At 69.5% G+C, this 17419-nt stretch carries 16 protein-coding genes and 2 pseudogenes; 5 read left to right on the plus strand and 13 right to left on the minus strand.

Annotated features, from left to right (window positions below; all coding sequences use genetic code 11):
- The first annotated feature begins 185 nt into the window (after window positions 1-185).
- Window positions 186-578 (plus strand): annotated as a pseudogene (locus AB0D18_RS40640) (ATP-binding protein).
- A gap of 81 nt (window positions 579-659) precedes the next feature.
- Here AB0D18_RS40640 and AB0D18_RS40645 read toward each other — a convergent pair.
- Both AB0D18_RS40645 and AB0D18_RS40650 read right to left on the minus strand, forming a co-directional pair.
- Window positions 660-2306 carry an amino acid ABC transporter substrate-binding protein gene (locus tag AB0D18_RS40645; protein ID WP_362430752.1) on the minus strand — a complete coding sequence of 549 codons (1647 nt, stop codon included), beginning with the start codon at window positions 2304-2306 and terminating at the stop codon, window positions 660-662.
- Window positions 2306-4249 carry a hypothetical protein gene (locus AB0D18_RS40650; RefSeq protein ID WP_362430753.1) on the minus strand — a complete coding sequence of 648 codons (1944 nt, stop codon included), beginning with the start codon at window positions 4247-4249 and terminating at the stop codon, window positions 2306-2308. Before AB0D18_RS40650 ends, AB0D18_RS40645 begins: the two co-directional genes overlap by 1 nt.
- 1126 nt (window positions 4250-5375) lie before the next feature.
- Between AB0D18_RS40650 and AB0D18_RS40655 the strand changes: the two genes are divergently transcribed.
- The gene (locus tag AB0D18_RS40655) at window positions 5376-5897 is read left to right on the plus strand and encodes a hypothetical protein (protein ID WP_362430754.1); all 522 of its coding nucleotides are present in this window, start codon (window positions 5376-5378) and stop codon (window positions 5895-5897) included.
- A 170-nt stretch (window positions 5898-6067) separates the two neighbouring features.
- Here AB0D18_RS40655 and AB0D18_RS40660 read toward each other — a convergent pair.
- Window positions 6068-6247: pseudogene (locus tag AB0D18_RS40660) on the minus strand (SRPBCC family protein); the annotation flags it as partial.
- A gap of 349 nt (window positions 6248-6596) precedes the next feature.
- Between AB0D18_RS40660 and AB0D18_RS40665 the strand changes: the two are divergent.
- Window positions 6597-7373 (plus strand): hypothetical protein, encoded by a 777-nt coding sequence (locus AB0D18_RS40665; protein ID WP_362430755.1) that lies wholly within the window; start codon window positions 6597-6599, stop codon window positions 7371-7373.
- Between the two features lie 8 nt (window positions 7374-7381).
- Here the strand turns inward: AB0D18_RS40665 and AB0D18_RS40670 are convergent, their stop codons facing one another.
- The gene (locus tag AB0D18_RS40670; protein WP_362430756.1) at window positions 7382-8281 is read right to left on the minus strand and encodes an alpha/beta hydrolase; all 900 of its coding nucleotides are present in this window, start codon (window positions 8279-8281) and stop codon (window positions 7382-7384) included.
- Window positions 8282-8361: 80 nt separating this feature from the next.
- Between AB0D18_RS40670 and AB0D18_RS40675 the strand changes: the two genes are divergently transcribed.
- The gene (locus AB0D18_RS40675; RefSeq protein WP_362430757.1) at window positions 8362-8814 is read left to right on the plus strand and encodes a MarR family transcriptional regulator; all 453 of its coding nucleotides are present in this window, start codon (window positions 8362-8364) and stop codon (window positions 8812-8814) included.
- 712 nt (window positions 8815-9526) lie between these two features.
- Here the strand turns inward: AB0D18_RS40675 and AB0D18_RS40680 are convergent.
- The 6 genes from AB0D18_RS40680 to AB0D18_RS40705 all read right to left on the minus strand — a co-directional run bounded on the left by AB0D18_RS40680 (window position 9527) and on the right by AB0D18_RS40705 (window position 14102).
- A complete protein-coding gene (locus tag AB0D18_RS40680; protein WP_362430758.1) occupies window positions 9527-9967 on the minus strand; it encodes a hypothetical protein in 441 nt (146 codons plus the stop codon).
- 135 nt (window positions 9968-10102) lie between these two features.
- The gene (locus AB0D18_RS40685) at window positions 10103-10720 is read right to left on the minus strand and encodes a hypothetical protein (protein WP_362430759.1); all 618 of its coding nucleotides are present in this window, start codon (window positions 10718-10720) and stop codon (window positions 10103-10105) included.
- Window positions 10721-11098: 378 nt separating this feature from the next.
- Window positions 11099-11758, minus strand: coding sequence for a lysophospholipid acyltransferase family protein (locus AB0D18_RS40690; protein ID WP_362430760.1), 660 nt, complete (start codon window positions 11756-11758; stop codon window positions 11099-11101).
- Window positions 11759-11906: 148 nt separating this feature from the next.
- Entirely contained in the window at window positions 11907-12071 is a 165-nt protein-coding gene (locus tag AB0D18_RS40695; RefSeq protein WP_362430761.1) for a hypothetical protein, read from the minus strand.
- Window positions 12072-12263: 192 nt separating this feature from the next.
- On the minus strand, window positions 12264-13148 hold the full coding sequence (locus tag AB0D18_RS40700; protein ID WP_362430762.1) for an aldo/keto reductase: 885 nt from the start codon (window positions 13146-13148) through the stop codon (window positions 12264-12266).
- Window positions 13149-13163: 15 nt separating this feature from the next.
- A complete protein-coding gene (locus tag AB0D18_RS40705) occupies window positions 13164-14102 on the minus strand; it encodes an NAD-dependent epimerase/dehydratase family protein (protein WP_362430763.1) in 939 nt (312 codons plus the stop codon).
- Window positions 14103-14172: 70 nt separating this feature from the next.
- Between AB0D18_RS40705 and AB0D18_RS40710 the strand changes: the two genes are divergently transcribed.
- Window positions 14173-15087: a LysR family transcriptional regulator gene (locus AB0D18_RS40710; protein ID WP_362430764.1), complete on the plus strand. Its 915-nt coding sequence runs from the start codon at window positions 14173-14175 to the stop codon at window positions 15085-15087.
- A gap of 217 nt (window positions 15088-15304) precedes the next feature.
- Here AB0D18_RS40710 and AB0D18_RS40715 read toward each other — a convergent pair whose 3' ends face one another.
- The 3 genes from AB0D18_RS40715 to AB0D18_RS40725 all read right to left on the minus strand — a co-directional run bounded on the left by AB0D18_RS40715 (window position 15305) and on the right by AB0D18_RS40725 (window position 17126).
- Complete coding sequence (locus AB0D18_RS40715; RefSeq protein ID WP_362430765.1) at window positions 15305-15640, minus strand: hypothetical protein; 336 nt, start codon at window positions 15638-15640, stop codon at window positions 15305-15307.
- Window positions 15641-15937: 297 nt separating this feature from the next.
- Window positions 15938-16510 (minus strand): GNAT family N-acetyltransferase, encoded by a 573-nt coding sequence (locus AB0D18_RS40720; RefSeq protein WP_362430766.1) that lies wholly within the window; start codon window positions 16508-16510, stop codon window positions 15938-15940.
- Between the two features lie 367 nt (window positions 16511-16877).
- Window positions 16878-17126: a hypothetical protein gene (locus AB0D18_RS40725; protein WP_362430767.1), complete on the minus strand. Its 249-nt coding sequence runs from the start codon at window positions 17124-17126 to the stop codon at window positions 16878-16880.
- Window positions 17127-17419: the final 293 nt, after the last annotated feature.

Genomic DNA, 17419 nt, shown 5'->3' on the forward strand with positions numbered 1-17419 from the left:
CTCTCTGGGCTACGAGAGAAACCATAACCACACCACCGGCCAATGTCTACTCCCGCTGACATAGATTTCCGCGTGCTCGACGGTGAGGTAATCGAGCACGATTGGGTTGAAGCAGGGCCGGGCGGGGGACGAGGGACAGGTAGGCACGACCGGGCATTGACGATCCGGAGGACAGGGTGAACCCGATGAACATGGTGTGCCTCGACACCACGACCGTCCGCTCCCCGACCGCCGTCGCCGACGCGCGCGAGATCACCCGGGCTTTCCTCGAAGGCCTCGGGCAGCCGGTCGTCGACCCAGAAGCGGCCGACACCGTCGTCCTGGTCGTCTCCGAACTCGTCACCAACGCCCTGCGCCACGGAGGCGGCGCATCCGTCCTCCACCTCACCGCCCACCCGGACAGCGTCTAGGTGGCCGTCGACGACGTCAGCCCGCAGGCGCCACGCATGCGCACCCCCGATCTGAACGGCGGCACTGGCGGCTTCGGCTGGGGCATGGTCAACCACCTCGCCCTCGCCACCGCGGTGACCCGTCGGCCGTCCGGCGGCAAGACCGTGAGCGCCCTCTTCACCTGGTAGCACCGGGGCCACGGTGCAGACACGAAGGGTCCCTGCCCGGCCCCGACCGAGGACCCCTCCTGCCCCTAGGGACGCCGGCGGTCAACCTTCTTTCGGTACGTCGCAGTTGGGGGAGGGTGCACCCTTGGGCCAGCCCATTCCTTCGAAGCAGACGCTGCGGTCGGTCTGGTCCAGGGTGACCACCGCCACCGCCTTGTTGTACGGGTTCCCGTCGTTGTCCAGGCACAGCCAGCCGGTCGCCCCCGGAACTCCCTTGTCGGCGTAGGTGTTCCGCCACTGGCCGCGTACGTCCTCCAGGCTCGGGACGTGGTCGTCGGGGCCCGGCGGCAGCCCCTTGAGTGCGTTGGCTGCGAGCCAGACCGAGTCGAAGGCACTCATCGCGCGGGAGTCCTCCCAGCGCACGGGCTCGCCCAGACGGGCTCGCAGTTCGCCGGCCTCCTTCACCGCTTCACGCATCACGGATGCGGGCGAGTGCTGCGTATCCGTGTAGAACTTGCCTGCCGCTCCGAAGTCTCCCTTCGCCCACATCTGCGGGTGGCCCACAGCGGCGTACTGAAGGGTGAGTTGCTCGTTCCCCTTCAGGCGGTCCCAGTCCTTGCCCGTGAGGTACAGCGAGACGGTGGACGCGCCGGACCCGGTGATGACTCGCAGAGCCTGTTTTCCACACGGCCGGTCTGCCAGCTCCAGGAGGAACAGACGCAGGTGTGCCGGCCGTCCGGCGAAGTAGATGTCCTTGGCTCCGCTGTAGCAGATCGAGTCCACCATGCTGCCGAACTGGTTGGCGACGTTGCCCTCGTCCGTCGGGCTCTTGGACTCGAACTCCTTGGGCTTGGTGCGGGGCGAGACCGCCTTGCTGAATGCCGCCGCGAGGGAGGCGTTGTAGGTGTCATTGGCGCGTATGTCCACGACGAGCGCCGCGTCCTTGGGCTTGGTGTTCTTGTTGAAGTGGACGAGGGCACTGGCCTGGGCGGAGTTCGTGGGAACCGTGCGGGCCATCCCAGGGAACCGCTGAACGCCGTTCTTCCGCACGTTCTCCATCTCGTCAGCCGTCAGCGGGCCACCGACCACGGGCACACCGGCTGCTGTCAGGGTGTGCAGCGCGTCCTCGGTGTTCTTGACGCTGAGGTTGAATCCGACGACCGCCCGCAGCGGGTACTTGGAGTCCCCGGCCATGCCGCGCAGACGGTCTGTGACCGTTTCCCAGGCAGCGTAATCCTGGCCGGGGTTGGCGAGCACGAGGCGGATGTCCGGCGTGCGTTCGCCCAGCCGTCCCACCTGGTTGGCCTGCCGTTGGGCAAGGTAGGCACCCTGCACCTCGCGGAGAATCTGGCGCCTCTCGGAGTCGTTGTCGGAGGTCATCGGCAGCATGAACGCCACGGTGACCGTCGACTTCGACTTCTCCGCTGCCGCGTTCTCCTCCCCGATCAGCTGGGTGACCTTGTCCATCGCGGGGTTCTGCGCGCGGTCGAACGTATAGCTGCCGTCGCTGACACCCACGCACTGGCCGGCCTTCACTTCGAGCCGCAGGCCGTAGTGGCAGTAGTCGGGCCGGTTCCACACCACCACCATCACGGACACCGCGAAGGCAGCTCCCGCTGCGAAGCCGAGGACCACCACCGCCTTCTGCCAGGAGTGCAGGTTCGGGTCCCACAGGCGCTTCACCACAAACCCGAGCGCCAGCACCACGACAACCGCCGCAACGAACAGCAGCGGCTTGGGCCAGGTCATCAGAAAGCTCGGCACCTTGAGTCACCCTCCAGTTCGGGAACACGGCGGCCCTGGCAGAGGAGGGTCGGCCACCGTCCGGCTGCCCGCCGTACCGCATCGTCGCTGTCATCCGAACGGGAGCCGATGCTGGAGAGCAGCAGCCGCAGCGGATTGTCCTGGTCGTCCGGGTCGGCGTAGACGGAGGAGAGGCTGGAGGCCTTCTGGAGCATCTTCACCAGCTGGCCGATGCTCCGGTGCAGGGCATCGGGCTGACCACCTTCGCAGGCCGGACAAGGGCTCGGCGGGTCAGGATGCCGTTGGCCGTATCCGGGCGGCGGCTGCGGGGCCGCACACACGAACTCCACGCTGCGCAGCCAGTCTTGTCCCCCGCTGTCGAAGAAGTTCTGGTGCAGTTCAGCCACGACGGCGTCGTGCAGCCCCAACGCCAGGCAGTGGTGCAGGTACGCGCGGCGCGGCAATGCTTCTCCTTGGGCGGGCGCCCTGTCGTAGCGGCGGCGCGCCCTCTCGTGCAGAGCGGTCCAGTAGGTGTCGACCACCGCTGTGGGGGAAGCCGCGCTCAGTTGGTGCAGCAGCAGCTCCCGCAGGACGCGGTCACTGATGGTCGGGGCGAACGTGCTGAGCGCCTGCGGGTGATCCCAGTGCTCTGCGCTCAGGAATGCCCGCACCGATTCCGGGTTTTCGCCCCAGTCCTCCCCTGCCGCGGGAGGTAGGGGAAGGTAGGACACGTCGTCGGGGTGCAGTGCCACCGCTCGCCGGGGCAGCCAGGGAATCAGACGGGTGTCCGGCACCAAGTGGCGTAACAGGGCGTCCGTCACGCTCGGCCCGCCCTCGATATCGACGCCGAAGAGGATCTGCCTGAGCGGAGCCGGGCTGCCGGGCGGTATCTCTCCGGCGGAGGGAAGCGCCAGCAGCACCTCTCCCATCCGAGGCGGGGCAGCCGCAGCGAGCTCGCTGCGGCTGCCCCTGCGTAAGTCTTTCTGCGCCGCTTCCCTCAGGATCCTCGCGCTTCCCCCTCGGCCCGCACTGAGTCGCCCGATCAGATCCGGCAGCCCGCGGGGACAGTTGGGCTCCCTGAACTCACCCGCAATGCTGGCGGTGTGCAGAACAGGAGTCCGCAGCCACAGGCGCCACTCGGATTCCGCGCTGCTACGGGGAGTGGACCACAGACTGCTGTCCACTCCGGAGATCCGCGCCGGGACCTGATTCGTCGTACTGGCCGGGCGCTCCAGGACGCTGAGTTCGGTGGCGACCACGACGGGGCGCCGGAGAGCGGCGCCCTTCTCGTTGCTCGGGCCACCGGCACCGGCATAGGCGGCCACCAAAAGGTCGAGGAGCCTGCGGCCGACGCGTGTATGAGTGTCATCGAGCAGGATCAACGTGCGCGGCGGAGGGGTCCAACGCCAGTGCCCGTGGTGATGGAGATCCGCGAGGAACGCCGTGGTCAGCCGCTCCTCCAGGTCACGGTGGGCCGCCTCCAGGCCCACATACGTCAGGCTCAAGGCGTACCGCAGGAGCCTTTCCGCTCCTTCCCCGGGAAATCCGTCGAGCTGTGACTCCCACCACCCCATCACACGGGCCTGCGGGCCGCCGCCGGGCAACGGCATCCACGAGCCGAGCAGTCGGACCAACGGTTCCACGTTCGGCAGAACAGGAAAAAGCCACGGGATTACTGGAGCCGCTGCTTCCATCAGTTCTTGAAGCAGGGGTCGGAGCCTGTTCTCCGGGGTCGCTTGAGCGAGCGCGTCCCTGATCTGCCCACGCATCGTTTCTAGGGCAGTGATTTGCTGGGGCGTGGGCCCGCCGCCTCCCCTTCCGGCACCGCCCGCGTCGCTGTCGGGATTCGGGTCGGCGAAGGCCATGACCGCAACCAGGCCGTAGGTGAAACGAGGAAAGGAAATCTTGCTACCGGTCAGATCAAATACGAGCCAGTGCAGCGCGGCCATGGTGGGGGACGCAAGAAGCGCCGCATCTCCAGGCAGCGAATCTTGGTGCCGGCCAGGCGCAACAGGCCATCTCGCGACGGGCACCTTGTTGACGTACGCACGGTAAAGCGCTTCGCACAATTCAGACTTCCCCGTGCCGCGACCACCGTAGATTCCCACCACTGGGTCACCACACGGATAGGTCCGGGCCACAGCCCTCCCTTGCTGGTCTCGCCCCACAAGACCAGGCAGGAACTTTTCCTGGAATGTTCTGTACCCGTGCAGCTCCGGCACCGCTCGCCCCCGTCACGGCCAGCAAGGCACCCGCCAACCCCTCGCCACAACTACCCGTATTCGACTGGCTGTTGAGGCTCATTGTGCGTCGAAGCCACTCATACAGCTAGGGGGATGGTCTCTCATTCTCACGATGGCCGAAGAATGCCGAGGACTCCTGACGCCCTCCCCCTTCGAGGTTCCCACGCCCACATGCTGACGTGATCCACACTGGCGCAGACACCACCAAGTGGCCGCTCCCCGCAGTTGCTGCGGACGAGGATCAGACCATGAGGCAGGAAATCCCGATGGGCACCAACCCTGTCCTCGGACAGAGCCGCGCTCACGGCCGCTTGCCGCTTGAGCCCGGGGTGGGCCCATGTCTCAGGACTGCTCCGCGCACAGAGCAGGGCGCCACCCCTCCACTGGTCGACTCAGCGGATCACCCTCCGCCCGAAAGCCGACGGCCAGGGCCGGGCCGGGCCCGTGAGCATCCCCCTGCCGACCAAGTTCCTGAGCCTGGAAGTTGCCTTGCGAGCCACGGCCAGCCTCGGCCATGAACGCTCCCAGTCCCCGCCGCCAGGCGATCAGGCCACCATTGCGCCGCCCTGCGGAGCCCGGCGTCCGGACCGGAGTCGGGCCTGTCACGCCCCGGTGACACCTGATTCCGCCACACCGTGAACTTCCCTGCGGCACAAGGCCCCTCGCCCCCACATCCGAAACCCCTGTGCCGCGTGTGCCCGAAGGGCACTCACCTCAGCCCAGATGCAACGTGGCATGACCGATTCCCCACTACAGCACCTGGTATGCCTCCGACACGATGGGCTGCGCGTCCACTGACCACGGCGCGCCCACAACAAAAGGGGAAATCAGTATGTCTCTACGCAAGTTAGTGGCGGTCCTGTCCGCCATCGCGGCACTGGTCGCGGGTCTGGTTCTGGCCGGGAACGCCTCGGCCACGACCACCGGCAGCCAGCAGGCCACGTACGCACAGCAGGCGCACGACGCGGGTCTGACCAACTCGCAGGCGGCGCAGCTGCAGCGGAAGGTGGATGCCACCCTCGCCAGGCAGACCGCCTCGCGCCAGATCGGGGCCAACAAGCTCGCCATTCCCGGCGGCACCCTGACCCTCGCCGCACCGGGGAAGTTCAGCGCGGCCATCCCGTGCAGCAACGGCCATCTGTGCATCCGTGACGGCCAGGGCAGCACCTGGGACTACTACTACTGCGGCTACTACGACTTCGGGGGCATCGGCGACGGCGTCTTCAACAACAACCAGAGCTCGGGCACCAGGGCCCGCTTCTACAACTCCAACGGCAGCGAGCGCTGGTCGAACGTCGCCAAGGCCACCGGCACGGCCTCGTGGACTCCCGTCTACCACATCCGGCCCTGCTGAACTGAGGGCCTCGTAGCACGGCAGAACTGACGAGTGGTGTTCCCGGGTGGGGGCCGGGAACACCACTCCCCCAGGCCGGCCCGACTACCCAGGCCGGAGGCCCTGTGCGATCATCGCGGTCCGCGCTCCCCCACAGCTCTGGTGCCCTCTAAATAGAGAAGGCCGCCGCCTCAAAAAGCGCCCCCATAGGCGCGTGATGGCGAGATCTCGGTCGAGGAGTACATCGAGGAACACTGGTGGGCCAGGCGGCCCGGCAGTCGGCGGTGTCGCAGCTGCAGGAGGGCGTCCAGCGCGCTGTTGTGCAGCGCACCGCCCACCCCGCGCAACGGGTGCTCGTCCACTACGACCAGGGGTAATCGCCCCAGGGCCGGACATCGAAAAACGATGTGGGCAGTATCGAAGGGCCGGGACGCGGCTCCGCAGGAGAAGGCGGTGTCACCGATCGGGGTAGTGACGGTGCCGCAGCGGGACCCTGGGGCGGGGCGCCGGTGCGGCGGCCAAACCGGCGGGTTTGCCCGTCGAGGCCATTGCGTGGCGATCACGGGCAGTCTCCACCGCCGATCCACATCGCCGCCCCCCACACAGGCGGTGAGACTGACCGCACAACCCACCGCAAGAGCCGTACCTCAAGGCCTTTTGGGGTGCCCGTCGGAACGCGGGTCTTGCGGGCCGCACATCTCGTCGTCGATCGTCGTTCCCATGGGAATGCTGACGACCTGCCTGATCTCGCTGGCCAGTGTGAACATCGCATTGGGCCTGACCCGGCTGTGGCGGCGGTCGGTAGAGGCTCGGACGGTCCGGCAGGTGCGGGCCTGGACGGGGCTCGACACGTACCACACGGAGCTGTTGAGCGCCGCCGAGCCGTTGTGCTCAACCGACCACCAGCCCGACAGACTGGCGCGCAACTCCTCCCGCGCGGCCGAAGTGGCCGTCCGTCTGCTGCGCCAGGACGGCCTGCTCCACGGGCACGACCGGGAGTTAGTGGAGACCGCAGTCGAGCCGGCGCACCCGGTGACCGCGGCCGCGTTCCGAGCCATCGGCCGAAACCAGGCTGCCGTCGGCCGGCTGCACGTCGGCGACATCGGCCTCGACCCCGGGTTCCGGGCCGCTGTCCGCGCCCACCTGAACGCACTCTTCACCCACGCCCCGGCCACCCGCCGCCACTTGGGCACCACGGTCAGAAACGTGGCCCTCTGGTCCTACGCCCTCGGCGCGACAGCCCCGGCCGTCCACGCCTACCTCCTGCTGCGCCGCGCCGACCCCACCGACCCCGACGTCATGAAGGGCTCCTTCATGCTGGCCTCTCTCGTCTTCGTGGCGGCCCTGGTCGTGATCACAGCGCAGGCCGGCAACACCTGGCATCTCCTCGAAGACCCAGAGACCCCCGCCGCCCTCAAGGAACTGGCCCCGCTCCGCGAAGACCCCGTTGGCTCTGCCGACGGGGCTGGGGCCCCAGAAGGTACCGCGCAGCGTTGAGGAACGGTTCAGGTGCGGGCCAGTGCGGCCGTGATGAAGGAGGCGGCGCGGTCCAGGGCCGCGTCGGCCTCGTCCAGCAGGCCCTCGAAGGCCTGGAAGACGTGGGGGACATCGGCGGTGATGTCGAGCTGAACGTCGACTCCGGCCGCGGCCGCCCGGACGGCGAACCGGGTGGAGTCGTCCAACAGGACCTCGTTGGAGCCGGCCTGGAGCAGCAGCGGGGGCAGCCCGGTCAGGTCGGCGTGGAGGGCCGGGCTCAGCAGCGGCTGGTGGGGGTCCTGTCCGGCCAGGTAGTGGGCGAAGAGGGTGATCAGGTCCGCGCGGGTGAAGAGCGGGTCGGCGTCGTGCTTGGTGGTCATGCTCTCGCCCGAGCAGGTGGCGTCCAGGCCTGCGGAGAAGGCGACCGCGGCGGCCGGCATCGGCAGTGCGGCCTCGCGGGCGGTGAGCAGGGTGGTGAGGGTGAGACCGCCGCCGGCCGACTCCCCGGCCAGGACGATCTGCTCGGCCAAAACGCCCTGGTCCAATAGGTCGCGGTAGGCGGCAAGGCCGTCCTCGACACCCGCGGGGAAGGGGTGCTCGGGGGCGAGCCGGTAGTCGATCGAGACTGCGCGGACGCCAGTGCGGCGCACCAGCGCGGCGGTCAGTTGCAGGGCCGTGGCGGGTGAGCCGAAGACCCAGCCTCCGCCGTGGAAGTAGAGGATCGTCCCGGTGGCGGGGGCGCCCTGGGGCTCGACGGTCAGGGCGGGGCGCCCGCCGAGGGCGGAGGGGGTGACGGTCACCCCGGCCGGGGCCGGGCCCGAGGCCATCTGGGTCTCGAAGTCCTTGCGCAGTTGCTCCGGCGGGAGGCTGCCGTCGAACGGTGCCTGCCGCATCAGGGCGTCGACTGTCGCGCGCTGTGCCTTGCTCATGCGATCCTCCAGATGAAGTGCTGTTCTTCACTAGGAACTATATTCCTAGGAATATAGTTCCCGCGAAACTGGAGCAGAGTGTGACCGACCTCACGCAGGTGTTCATGGACCTCGTCCGCTACGAGACCAGGCTCTACAACGCGCTGGGCGGACAACTGCGCGCCGAACACGGCCTGACGATGGGCCAGTTCGAGTTCCTGCGCATCATCGACAGTCGGGACGGCTGCCGGGTCAACGACCTGGCCGAGGAAGCCGCCATCACCGTCGGGGCGACCAGCAAGGGGGTGGACCGTTTGGAGGCCGCCGGCTGGGTGGTCCGTCGGCCCAATCCCAGCAACCGCCGTTCATCCCTGCTGGAACTGACCCCCGAGGGAGGCAAGTTGCTGGCCGCTGCCACGCCCACGTTCGAGGACGGGCTGCACTCCTGGCTCGCCGAGCCGCTGACGGCCGGCGCACTGGAGCAGTTGGCGTCCACCGTCGCCGTGCTGCGCAAGACCCTGGAGGACGCTTCGGCGGGAATGCCTGCCGGCTAGGAAACCCATGGCCAACCGGTCGCTCGCACGTTGCTGACTCACGCTCCCAGCCGTCTCGCTCGACATCGGCGACGAGGTCGATGTCGATGTCGACGTGGCCGCGGCGGGAGCTGCTGCAGACGACTTCCGTCGTACGGCACAGGCGCAGCCACTTCAGGCGGACCACCTGGTGGTCCGGGTCGGTGCGTCGTACGCCGGGCCGGACGGCAGGCTGTTCGGGTCCGGGGTGAAGTTGCAGGGCCCATGTCCCAATGTCCCCACCCAACAGCGCACTTCGGTGGGATGGCCCGGCACCACCCCACACGTCATGGAGGCGGGTACGTCATCCCGGAACGGGCCGTGGCTGCCTTCCCGGCGTCACCGCTCCCCGGAGGCAGCCGTCCGGTTGGTGTCAGGGCTGTGCAGGATGTGTTCACACGCCGGCCCGGCCCGCGACGGCGAGCATGGCACGGCCGGTGTTCTCGGTCGTGTGCACCCTGGTCGCCATGGCGCGAAAGGTGGCCGAGCTCTCCGCAGACGAAGCGTGGACGGATGCGTCGGCTGTGGGCGGGGCCGGGTAGTTCACGAGGGATCGTGCGGCCGAAGAGCGATTCCCGCGTGCGGCAGCAGGGTTGGAGACGCGGGCCGCAAGGACGTCCCTGAGGACTGGCGGCGCAGCGTGACGTCCAGTCTTGGAGACCCGGTGGCTCTCCCGGAGGTCAGGAGCGGGAGGTCAGCGACGGCCGGTGGTCAGGATGACGAGGAACTGGCCGCCGCCCGGCTCGATGTCGGCAGTCACCGGCAGCCCCGGTACCAGGCGGGAGAACCGGTCCACCAGCCAATCCGCCGCCTCTTGGGCGTCGCGCCTGGTCGGGCAGCGGCCCACCATCTCGCGGCCCCCCTTGCGCTCCAGCCTCCCCGCAACGGTGACCAGCGGCGCGGGTTCGACCACGTACAGGTGCTCTGGCCAGGCGATGACCACCTTGACCGCGCCCTTGCGGGTATTGCACCCGCGGTGCGCGAGGCGCTCGGCGACCTTGGCCTTCCGGTCGGCGGTCCGGCTGTCGACGCTGGGCCCCCGAGGGTCGTTCACCGACTCGTCGGGATCGACTGGTTCGTCACACACCCAGCACCGCCAGCCGTCACGTTCGGCCACATCATCAAGGAGACTCACGCGAACAAACTAGCCTGCCCGGCCGCCACCCCGCGCACCAGGACCCCGGCAGACTCTCCACACCGGCCAACAATGCTGCGCCGCGCGCGCTCCGGCTCCGGGGTGCCGTGGTTCGGCCACGGCGGCGTCACAGGGTCAGTGGCCGCCGCGGGGTTCCGTACAGCCGCCTTCCATGTACGCCCCGTGGGCCTCGAACGTGGCCGGGCTCCCCAGTCGTCCGGTAACGCAGGGGCCGATATCGGGGACGAAGAAGGAGAAGCCGAGGGCGCCGCCGGTGCGGTAGACGGTGCCGGGGCCGGCCTCGTAGCCGAGCCGCGCGAGGACGGCGGCCAGGTCCGCCTCGTTCGCGGGGGCCGTAGCGCCGGGGCCGGTGAGCGCCTTCCTGATGCGCTCGGCATGGGCCTCACCGCGGCAGCGCGCCTCGGGCGCGAGAGATGCCTGCTGCTTGAAGGCGTGATTCTCGGCGTACTTGGCAGCCTCGGGATCGGTGGCCGCAGGCTCCGGTTTCCCGGCCCCGGCGGCCGGGGCGGTACCGCGGGTACCGGCGCAGCGGGCCGCGACTTCCGGGAACGCCTTGTCATGGGCAGCCCTGGCAGCAGTGGCCGCGGGGTCGGCAGCCGTCGGGGAGGAGGGGGCGGCCGGAGGTATCGGGTCGGTTCCGGCGCCCGCATGCGTGGTGCCGCACGCAGTGAGCGTGAGCAGCCCGAGGACCAGAGCGGCGGCAGCCAGGGGCGGGTACGACGTGCGTATCACGGTGGTCTTCCTCTCGCCAACGGGCTCGGCACCCGCCGATTATGCCCGGCAGCTCGGGGGCTCGGGGGCTCGGGGGCTCGCGGGCTCGGGGGCTCGGGGGCGAGGCTGTTACTGATCGATCGGGGTGACTTGTATGGGCTGTTCGAACTGCGCTCGTCCCCTCCCTCGCCCGTACTGGCTGTGCCTGGAGGCGGTCCGTGTCACCGCGCGGAGGACGGCGCGAGCTGGAGCCGTACCTGCGGGGGGAGAGATCAACTGCCGCCCTCACTCCCGGGGTTCTTCGACGCCAAGATCCTCAAGCGCTGAGGAGCGGGGCTCTCCTGACTCGGACTCATCCCCGTGCCGCGAGGTACGCGCAGGCCCAGTCGGGCGGTTCGTTCACCGTACGAGGGCGGCCGGCTCGCCCAGTCGCAGTGCCGCCGTGCGCCAGGCCGCGGTGACGGCCTGGCGGGCGGCCGCACTCGCCGTGCCGATCTCGGCCGGCAGCGCCGCGGGAGCGCCGATGTGCACGTGCAGTCTGGGACGGCGTACGGGCGCGGTCAGGAAGCCGGCCACCTGCTTGGTTCGGCTGCCCGAGGCGATCCTGCGGGCTCCGGCCTGCCCGATCGGGATGAGAGGGGCCCCCGAGGCGGCCGCCAGCCGTGCGGGGCCGCTGCGGAAGAAGTCGGGGGCCGCTTCGGCAGCGTCTCTGCGGGCGGGGAGACGGCCCTCTCCGTAGATGAGCACGTACCGGCCGGCCTTGAGCGCCGCCGCCGCCCGGTCCAGGGCGTCGGCGGCGCGGGCGGTACGGCGGTGGACGGGCACGTGCCCGTCCCGGTCGAGGAGGTCGCGCAGCACGGGGACACGCCACAGCCCGGCGGTGACGAGGACGACGGGTTCGATGTCGACGCGGCGAAGTGCTGCCAGGACGACACCGGGGTCGGCCAGGGACGTGTGGTTGGCGACGAGGATGCCGGCGCCGGGGAAGGTGGTGAGGTCGGCGGACGTCGTCAGGCGGCCGAAGGAGGGGACGAGGGCGGCGGCGATTCGGCTGAGCATGGGGCTCCTGGGACGAGGGCGACGAGGCGCCGGGGCGACGAAGCGACGAGTTGGTGTTCTTCATCGTCGCGGCGCGGCAGGCCCGGCGCCTGAGCGTGCGTACTCATCCCGGCTCTGAGCTCCTCTTGTGGTCCCGGCCGAGCTGCGGTTACGGCGACACCTCTTCCAGCTTCCGTCCCGCCGTCTCCTCCGCCCCCACCACGTACCCCACCAGCGCCACGGCCCCGAGCATCACGAACACCGTCGACACGTTCCCGCCCGCATGGACGACGCCTACCGCGATCGGCCCGAGAATGACCGGTCCGGCCCGCACGGACCGGGCTTTCGACGTGACCCTGGCCGCGTTCCTGACCCACTGCCGGGGGCTGCTCCACGAACCGAGTAGTGGCGAGGGGGCCTCGCCCTCCGGAGCGCGCGAGCGTCTCGATGTTCCCGGCTCCGCTGGCTCCCCCGGCTCCGCCGACACCGCCGACACCGGCGAGCGAGGCGCGGCCTGCGGCCCGGCTCAGCCCGGCAGAGCGTTCTCGAGCCGCGCCAGCTCTTCGCTGCTCAGCGTGAGCTCCGCCGCCCTCGCGGAGTCGGTGATGGAGGCCGGGCGGCCGGATCCCGGTACCGGGATCACCGCCGGGGAGCGGGCGAGCAGCCAGGCCAGGGCGATCTGCTGCGGGCCGACGCCGCGTTCTGCGGCGATGCGGTGGAAGGCGGTGCCCTGGGAGGTGGGGCCGGAGGGGCCTTCGAGGGAGCTGCGCGAGATGCCGCCGAGCGGGCTCCAGGGCAGGAAGGCCAGCCCCAGTTCGGTGCTCAGCCGCAGCTCGGGCTCGTGGTCCCGGACGGCGGGCGAGTACTGGTTCTGTACGGATGCGAGTCCGCCGCCGAGGATCTGATGCGCCTGGCGGATCTGGTCGGTGGTGACGTTGGAGATGCCCGCGGCGCGGATCGTGCCGGCGTCGAGCAGCTCGCGGAGCGCGCCGACGGATTCCGCCCAGGGCACGGCCGGGTCCGGCTTGTGCAGTTGGTACAGGCCGATGGCGTCGACGCCGAGGCGCTTGGCGGAGGCTTCGGCGGCTTCCTTGAGGTGTGCGGGGGTGGCGTTGACGGTCCAGCTGCCGTCGCCGGGGCGGCCGCGGCCACCCTTGGTGGCCACCAGGACGTCGGAGGTGTCGCCGCCGTAGCAGGCCAGGGCGCGGGCGATCAGCAGTTCGTTGTGGCCTGCCTCGCCGGCGTGCCAGTGGTAGCTGTCGGCGGTGTCGATGAGCGTGACGCCGGCGTCGAGGGCGGCGTGGACGGTGGCGAGGGCCTGTGTCTCGTCCGGGCGGTGCTCGATGGAGAGCGGCATCGCGCCGAGGCCGATGGCGCTGACGGTGGTGTGGGCGAGGGTGCGGTACTGCATGGTGACTTGAGCTCCTCAGGCGGTGGGTGACGGCTCGGTGGTGAGGGCTTCGGCGACGGCGCCGGGCAGCCAGTCGGCGGTGTGGGAGAAGACGAAGCCCAGCTCCTTCGCGCGGGCGTTGCTCATGGCGTAGTGGCGGTCGAAGGAGAAGGGCGAAACCTCCCCGCCCGCCGGGACTGTCCGGTGAACGGCCTCGCGGCCCACCTGCGCGGCGATGATCGCGGTGAGGTCGTGCACGTCGAGCGGGCCGTCGGAGCAGGCGTTGAGCGGGCCGGTGAAGTCGGCTCCTGCCGCCCACAGCAGCAGTTCGGCCAGTTCCTCGTAGTGGATGAAGACCGTGGGCAGCGCCTTCGGGTGCACCGCGACCTCTTCGCCCCCGGTGATGCGTTCGACGTAGTGCGCCAGTCGACCGGTGAACTCCTGGGTGCCGCCGCCGAGTACGTGCGCGCTGCGCACGCTCGCGAACGCGAAGCCGTCGGCGCGGGCGAGGACGGCCTCCGCCTGGCGCTTGCCCTCGGCGTAGTGCGCCTCCAGATACGCGTCGTCGTGCCAGGGCAGGTCCGTGGCCACGAGCCACGTGGCAGGGTCCGCGTTCTCCTCCGGCACCGGCGTGCCGGCCGGCACGGCGGGCAGCGCGGCGGTCGCGGGGTCGTAGACCTCGATGGTGGAGGTCATGACGTAGCGCCGGGTGCGGCCGGCGAAGACGCGGGCGGCGATGGCGGCCTGCACGGGCGTGTAGCAGACCTGGTCCACCACGACGTCGAAGGTGCGCCGGCCGAGCACGGCCGTCAGGGCGGCCTCGTCGTTCCGATCGACGACGAGGTGCTCGACGCCGGCGGGCGGCGGGACGGAGCCGCGGTTGATCACAGTGACCTGGTGACCTGCCGCCTGCAGGCGTTGCACCAGGAGCTTTCCGAAGTACCGGCTTCCGCCGATGACGAGGATCTTTTGCATGCCCCCATCCTGGAGAACTACCGTCGCCACCAGAAGTGTTGACTTACTGGGTACGCATTAAGGAAAACTGTTGATCGATGTACAGCGGCTGCGCGTTCTGCGGGCGGTGGCGGAACACGGCAGCTTCAACCGGGCGGCCACCGCTCTCCTCCTCACCCCCTCGGCCGTCTCCCAGCACGTGGCAGCCCTGGAACGGAGCCTCGGCGCCCAGGTCGTCGCCCGGAGCACCCGCGGCGTCACCCTCACCCGGGCCGGCCGGATCATGGTCGCCGCCGCCGAGTCCGTCGCCGCGGAGCTCCAACACGCCAAACAGCAGGTCGAAGAGCTCGGCACGGACCGCGTGCAGCTCACCGTCGCCACCTTCACCAGCGGCGGCAGGCTCCTGCTGCCCGGCGCTCTCACCCGGCTCATGCCCGCCCATCCGCACGTCGTGCTCCACGTACGGGAAAGCGAACCCGAGGACTCCCTGCCGCTTGTCCGCCAGGGCGCCGTGGACCTCGCACTCGCCTACCACTTCGACGGCCCGCTGCCCGCGGGGCCGGGCCCCAGATCCGGCTCCGGCCTGGAGTGGATCCCTCTCCTGGAGGACCCCCTGCACGTCGTCCTCCCGCAAGGGCACCGGCTCGCCGAGAGGCTCGCCGAGCACGACACGCTCGACCTCGCCGAGCTCGCGGCCGAACCCTGGGTGCTCGGCTGCCTGAAGACCGAGGCGTATCTGCGGCGCTACGCCGAGCGCGCCGGCTTCGTCCCGGACGTACGCGGCACCACCACCGACTACTTCTTCGCCCGCTCCCTCGTCGCCGCCGGCATGGGAATCTCCCTGATCCCCTCCATCGCGCTCACCCCGGAGATCCCGGGCCTGTGCACCGTCCCGATCACGCCACCGGGGCCGGTCCGCCACATCGGCGTCGCCACGATCCGCCGTGGCGATCGACCCCACATCAGGACCCTCGTCCAAGCCCTTCGCCGGGAGGCGATGCCGTAGTACGAGGGGCGTTGGTCCGGCGGTACGGGGGCGTTGACGCCGCCGCCGTGCCGGGGCCCCGCTGGGGCGCAGCCACGACGGCGCGTCCCGCAGCCTGCGCAACCGGTCCCACTTGGAGACGCTGCTGCCGCACGAGCACCCCTGCGCCGAGATCAAGTGCCGTGAACGGCTCATCGCTTCCACGCCAACCGAATCAAGGCGGGCCTGCGATCAAGACTCATCCGGGCTCGCCCTGGCCGGGCCACTCCACGGTGGACTTCCGGAATCGCTCGTCGATCCCGTCGAGTTCGGGTTGCCGGACGGCGCGTACCCGTGGCGGTAGGAGAGGCCAGATCCTGGCAAATGTGGTGCGGCATTCCAGATCGTTGGAGAGCTCCGGAGCCGACCACTCGTAGCCCCCTTCGACCTCAACCACCAGCGCGTCCCGCTCCTCGAAGAGTGAGTTGAGTGTCCAGGGAGGACTGAGCACAGAGTGAACCGCCATGTGGACCGCCTCGTACTCACCAGTTGTCAGGCGCGCTTCGTCAGCCAGTTCCGGAGGCGTGGGATCCATGTGTCGACTATCCCAGGCTGCCTGGCGGCGGGCGATGGCTCCTCGACCATGGCAGGTGCGACGCCTCATTCGTTGGCCTCACCCTGGTTGGTCGGAGGCTTCACGGATGAGCGGTGAGAATCGTTGAATTCGCGGTTCTTTCTGAAGGACCCCGGCGCTTTGGCACGGGTACGGTCAGCGGCGAGATAACCGTCGAGGTAGCCAGTCCGTACGAATGGAACTGTTCGGTGACGGCTCCTAACTCACCGACGGAGGCCGCCACCCTGCCCGCCGTCTGAGCTGCTCAGACCCGCCAAGTCAGTTGCTCAGCCCGCCAGATCGGCTGTGGTCGCCGGCCAGCAGCGAATACATGAACATGTCCCGCCGGTCCGCCCCCACCTGCTGCCAGCCCCGCAGCAGCCCCTCACGTTGGAACCCGGCGCGCTCGGCAGTGCGTACGGAACCTGTGTTCCACGGCTCGACATACAACTCAAGCCGAGGAACCCGCAGTTCACTCAAGGCCCAGTCGGCGACGGCGCCGACCGAGACCGCAGCCGCCCCCTGCCCCCGCGCGGATCCGGCGACCCAGTAGCCCAGTGATGCCCGACCCTGCCCCAGGTCCTTCAGCCACAGCCCCACATGGCCGACCGGCCGACCATCAGCGCTCACGATCACGAACGGATACCCGGTCCTCGCGCTCGCCCGACTCCACTGACGCTCGATGAACGCGACACCTGCCGACTCCGAATACGGCGAGGGCACCGTCGTGATCAACGGGATGTAATCGTCCTCCGACGCCTCGCGGACAAGCTGAAGATCCGAAAGGCGCCACGGCCGAAGCCTGATCCCACCAGCAGCAGCGAGTTCGGGCACGTCAAGTGGTTGTTCCATCTGCCCATCCTGCCCTGCCACAGGAGCGGCCGCCCACGGGTATTCGCCTATGTTCTGTGCTCTGCTCCCAGCTGTAGCGGCGAGCAACGCTCGCCCCGGTGACGTGTAGGCACTGTTGGCCGATTCAGGGGGCTCGCGTGACGTGACGTCGGTCTGCTGGCGTGATGTCGGTCTCCAGGGCCCGGTGGGGGTCGCGGAGACCGACGCTGCCGTTCGGGGTGAGTGCGGGGCCGATACGAGTGAGCCAAGCAGCAAGCCGGGTGGTGTCCCGGCGGGGACGGCGCGGGCCACGTTCCGACGCCTGTGTCTGCCACCTCACCGGGCACCTCCACAGCCTCCGCTGCGGCACCGCCCTCGGGGATCGGGTTCAGCGGCAGAGCTCCGTGATGGTGCCGTCGAAGTCAGGAAACTCCTTGGCCGCCTGCTCAATCAGCGCGGCTGCCGGCGCGCGGTGGTCCGGAGCGAAGTGTTCCGCGATGGCTGCCAGGTCGCGATGGGCCTGGGGAGCCCCATCGGGCTCGGGCTCGGATTCAAGCTCGGACGACGTGGCTGCTTCCCACGGGCCGATGCCGTCTGCCAGCAGCCACAGGAAAGCGCCCAGGCTGCAGGCGACCACCCCGGTCTCTCCTTCGGAGCCCAGAAAGATGACCGGCTGCTCCAGCAGTACTTGGCCTGGGCGGACCAGCCAGACTGCGGCGTATCCCCGGTGCCGTCCTGACCGAACACACGGAAGTCGTCGTCGTTCAATGCGGCGTTGCCGGTCCACGCCCGGAGCCAGTCGGTTGTCTGATCGGCAGTCAGGAAGGGCTCGAAGCTAAGAGATCGTCTCATTTGGTCGATTGGGTAGTCTGGGCGCGTGATGATGGTCGAGCGTCTGGTCCCGGACGGGTTGTGGGAGTTGTTCCAGCG

Source organism: Streptomyces sp. NPDC048442, from assembly GCF_040651475.1.
Lineage (GTDB): Bacteria > Actinomycetota > Actinomycetes > Streptomycetales > Streptomycetaceae > Streptomyces.

Excerpts from the sequence above, each read along its gene's own strand:
- AB0D18_RS40690 (WP_362430760.1), bottom strand. The coding sequence starts at position 11,758 with ATGCTCAGCCGAATCGCCGCCGCCCTCGTCCCCTCCTTCGGCCGCCTG.
- AB0D18_RS40720 (WP_362430766.1), bottom strand. The coding sequence starts at position 16,510 with ATGGAACAACCACTTGACGTGCCCGAACTCGCTGCTGCTGGTGGGATC.
- AB0D18_RS40700 (WP_362430762.1), bottom strand. The coding sequence starts at position 13,148 with ATGCAGTACCGCACCCTCGCCCACACCACCGTCAGCGCCATCGGCCTC.
- AB0D18_RS40705 (WP_362430763.1), bottom strand. The coding sequence starts at position 14,102 with ATGCAAAAGATCCTCGTCATCGGCGGAAGCCGGTACTTCGGAAAGCTC.
- AB0D18_RS40670 (WP_362430756.1), bottom strand. The coding sequence starts at position 8,281 with ATGAGCAAGGCACAGCGCGCGACAGTCGACGCCCTGATGCGGCAGGCA.
- AB0D18_RS40650 (WP_362430753.1), bottom strand. The coding sequence starts at position 4,249 with ATGGCCGCGCTGCACTGGCTCGTATTTGATCTGACCGGTAGCAAGATT.
- AB0D18_RS40645 (WP_362430752.1), bottom strand. The coding sequence starts at position 2,306 with ATGACCTGGCCCAAGCCGCTGCTGTTCGTTGCGGCGGTTGTCGTGGTG.
- AB0D18_RS40715 (WP_362430765.1), bottom strand. The coding sequence starts at position 15,640 with ATGGATCCCACGCCTCCGGAACTGGCTGACGAAGCGCGCCTGACAACT.
- AB0D18_RS40665 (WP_362430755.1), top strand. The coding sequence starts at position 6,597 with ATGGGAATGCTGACGACCTGCCTGATCTCGCTGGCCAGTGTGAACATC.
- AB0D18_RS40655 (WP_362430754.1), top strand. The coding sequence starts at position 5,376 with ATGTCTCTACGCAAGTTAGTGGCGGTCCTGTCCGCCATCGCGGCACTG.